The organism is Nostoc sp. CHAB 5715 (assembly GCF_020829685.1).
GTDB lineage: Bacteria > Cyanobacteriota > Cyanobacteriia > Cyanobacteriales > Nostocaceae > Nostoc.
This window is the reverse complement of the sequence record NZ_JAIVFR010000853.1, coordinates 1-3,283: the sequence shown is the minus strand read 5'-3', so window position 1 is coordinate 3,283 and position 3,283 is coordinate 1. Positions and strand designations below refer to the sequence as shown.

3 protein-coding genes and 1 pseudogene are annotated in these 3,283 nt (G+C 39.5%); 1 reads left to right on the top strand and 3 read right to left on the bottom strand.

Annotated elements, in window-relative coordinates:
• Positions 1-507, top strand: a 507-nt coding sequence (locus LC574_RS32475; RefSeq protein WP_229457710.1) for a 3'-5' exonuclease, incomplete at its 5' end; no start/stop codon positions are given.
• Between the two features lie 293 nt (positions 508-800).
• Here LC574_RS32475 and LC574_RS32470 read toward each other — a convergent pair.
• The 3 genes and pseudogenes from LC574_RS32470 to LC574_RS32460 all read right to left on the bottom strand — a co-directional run.
• A pseudogene (locus tag LC574_RS32470) lies at positions 801-1,007 on the bottom strand (FAD-dependent oxidoreductase); the annotation flags it as partial.
• A gap of 190 nt (positions 1,008-1,197) precedes the next feature.
• Entirely contained in the window at positions 1,198-1,776 is a 579-nt protein-coding gene (locus LC574_RS32465; protein WP_229457709.1) for a hemerythrin HHE cation-binding protein, read from the bottom strand.
• 95 nt (positions 1,777-1,871) lie between these two features.
• Positions 1,872-2,603 (bottom strand): alpha/beta fold hydrolase, encoded by a 732-nt coding sequence (locus LC574_RS32460; protein ID WP_229457708.1) that lies wholly within the window; start codon positions 2,601-2,603, stop codon positions 1,872-1,874.
• Between the last annotated feature and the right edge of the window lie 680 nt (positions 2,604-3,283).

Sequence of the window (3,283 nt, the reverse complement as noted above, 5' to 3'; positions counted from 1 at the left end):
TATCGTTATGGAGAAGAATTTGAAGATTTAGCTGATGATATTGAGAGTTGGAGAGATGCCAGCCAAAAATTACGTCCAGCCAATTTATTAGGTAAAATTTTAGTTGATTCTGGTTTATATGACTATTATCAGCAGGAGGAACCAAAACGCTTAGAAAATCTCAAACGGCTAGTAAAGATTTTTAAAGAACAGGATGATTTAGAAATTCATCCAGATACAGCACTCAGAAGTATTATTGAGTATACTGCATTAGCGAAAAACTTAGATCAAATTTCTCAGGATAATAATCAAGTTCTGATTATCACTGTTCATCAATCAAAAGGGTTAGAATTTGATAAAGTTTTTCTAGCAGGTATATCTGAAGATGAATTTCCCACTTATTTCAGTGTGCGTGATAGTAACGTAGAAGAGGAAAAGCGTCTGTTTTATGTAGCTATGACAAGGGCAAAAAAACGCTTGTTTATATCGTTTTTTATGAGAGACTCTAAAAACTACTCGAAGTCCTAAAGTCAGTTTATTGGTTCACTTCCTCCTGAGTATTTAGTTGAAACTATAGGAATCCAACTTGAGTCTTGCTAAGTATACTGAAAACCAAAACTTTATTTGGTAATATTTCAGTCAGCTAGGCTTTTCAAAAATCAAATAGTATTGCTATATTCTCAAGCATCTAATAGTAAGCATCTATTACTCTCTTAAGTGAGCTATTTTTGACTTTCTAAACACCCTTTTAGGCACTTACAGATCACAAAATATCCAATTTTGTAGGAGTGGTTCTCTACCCTGTCCTAGACAAAAGCGGGCGCACCCCATAACCCCGTTTGAAAAGCAACTAATTCATTGCCATCGGGTACAGACACCCCAGCCGAAGTCAGCATTCCCCCCAACCAAGAAAATTCGCTCACCAAAATGGTTTTGGCTCCCCGTCGCGCTGCTTGGATAGCCGCCGCAGTGCCTCCGGTTCCCCCACCGACAACTAGGACATCAGCTGTATATATCAGATGAACCATCTCCTAACCTCTCTGAGTTTCCGACATATTCTCCTAAAAAAAAGCGATCGCATTGCAGTTTTTATCTCAAACTGAGTGCGATCGCTGTTAGTTTCCTTAAATCACAAGGAATTATTCGGATTATTTCTTAATTGCTACTTACTCAACTAAAAGTTTAGGGAGTGTTACATTGTATTAGCAGCCTACTTTTCTACTTTGTTAGACCATCAAATACACCTCTCAAAGCTGCAACAGCATCTTGAGTCCGCGCCCAAACACCTTGATCTGGGTCTTGACCTGTAAGTTCTCTTGTACCCAACACTTCTAGCACACCTTTCAATTGTTCTTGATGAGCGCGATTTTCAAAGTTCACTTGATTGAGTGGCCCAATAGCTTCTTTCACGTCATCACCAACCACCTGGGCAGCCTTATGGATAATTAAACCAGTCATTACGGCTTGGTGCTTAATCCTTTCGTGAATAGAAGCCTTCTGGTACAGTGTCAGCTCATTCCCATCTATTATACGGTTTACTTGCTCAACATACTGCCGTATGGTGTCTCTAGGCTGAACTGAACCACCACCAAATTTAGAAATAACTTCCTCGATCACTGTGAGGTTTTCTTGGTCATCTTTGAGAAAGTCGTTTAGGCGCTTGCTAATTTCTTGATCGTTGCTTACCGCAGGTAGTACTTTTTGTTCATTAGCAATTAGCAACTCTTGTATAGCTTTCAAATCTGCTAGCTCTGTAGCGATCGCGCTACGCTTGGTATCATCTAAAGCTACAACCATTTGTTAGACTTTCCTGAAATAATTTAGGACACGATTAACCTCTCACAATTGTTTGACTCAACGCATCCTTCTTGAGATATATTATCATCTAATACTTAAAGTCGCAAACAGGCATACAGCGAATCTGACACATATATAAACTTCCAAAAGTCGAGTAGCTGTTCTCCTACAAGCTGATACTGGGAAAAGTGAAAAAAATGCCCTCCTTCTAAACAATACCAGAGGCGATCGCCCTCCTTCAAATGCGATCGCCATCCTTGTAGTGCCTCTGGTTCCACAACAATGTCGTTTAAGCTACTACAAACCATCAAAGGTACTGAAACTTTGTTTGCCTTTATACTCACTCTCTCAAACAGAGAATGAGGAGAGAGCGAACAATCTAAGTCTTGCTCCAGAAGATGTGTCAGACTCTTGAGAGTGCATTTATCTTGATAACCAAACAAGTTGTAAACCATATCAGTTAAAAGTTTTTGGCGACTTAAAAACTGACGGTGAATATAGTAATGAGCTTGCCAATCAACCGCTGCATCAACACCCACGGCTAATAGCGTCAAAGACTTAACTGTTTCAGGATAGCGACGGCTATAGAGTAGCCCTAGTAATCCTCCTGTACTATGACCAATCAGGTGAACAGGTCGATTGTAAGATTTGAGATAGTCATGAAGTAGAACAACAGCAGCATCTAGTGAACTTACTTCATCTTGGCTTTGGCAATATTTCCACTCTTGAATTGTCACTTGAGATGATAAGTAACAAAGCAGCGGTTGAGCAAAGTATTGCAAACAAGGGCTTGTATTTAACCAAAGAACATCCGGCAGTTTAGACATCCTGATTTTCCTGTAAATAGAATAACTCTCAATTCACTAATTAATAATTTTTGTAACTAATAATCACAAGTTGCTATATCTGAATTCCAGCTGATTTTTCCAGCCAGGCTTATCAGTGTGTCAAACCTCCTGTAAAAACTTATTGATAAAAATATTCAATATATTTGAGAAAAGCTTACAATATTAGAGAGATTATTGCAAATAATTATTATTAGTGTTTCAGACCGTTTCTCTATGAAGTTATAGCAGGGGACTCTTAACAGGCTTAAAAGTCTCTTGGTATCCGGGTTTTATGTTCAGTTTATGTCCTAAACTACCAGGCGACAGCTATACACAAAATTTCCTTGCCTATCGGCATCTCTCTTTTGGTAAGGCTACGGTGTACACACAAGTCGAATTACCCCCCTTAATCCCACGCCAGATGCTTCAACCGCCCAAAGCACTGGCTCCCCGATGTATTGGGGGGAAACAGGAAATCTAGTTCTCTCCCCAATACATCTCTTAGGGTTAGGGTGGGGTAAAACTGACGCTCAAACCCAGATTCGTAAGCTATTTAAGACTTGTGTATACACCGTAGCTTGGCAAGGGGGAGGGCGTAGCCGGGGGGTAAATATATGCAGCTTTACAAAGAAACGGTATTAGATTAGGACTTACGCAAAATATCTCTCAAACTCTCATTT

Excerpts from the sequence above, each read along its gene's own strand:
- LC574_RS32465 (WP_229457709.1), bottom strand. The coding sequence starts at position 1,776 with ATGGTTGTAGCTTTAGATGATACCAAGCGTAGCGCGATCGCTACAGAG.
- LC574_RS32460 (WP_229457708.1), bottom strand. The coding sequence starts at position 2,603 with ATGTCTAAACTGCCGGATGTTCTTTGGTTAAATACAAGCCCTTGTTTG.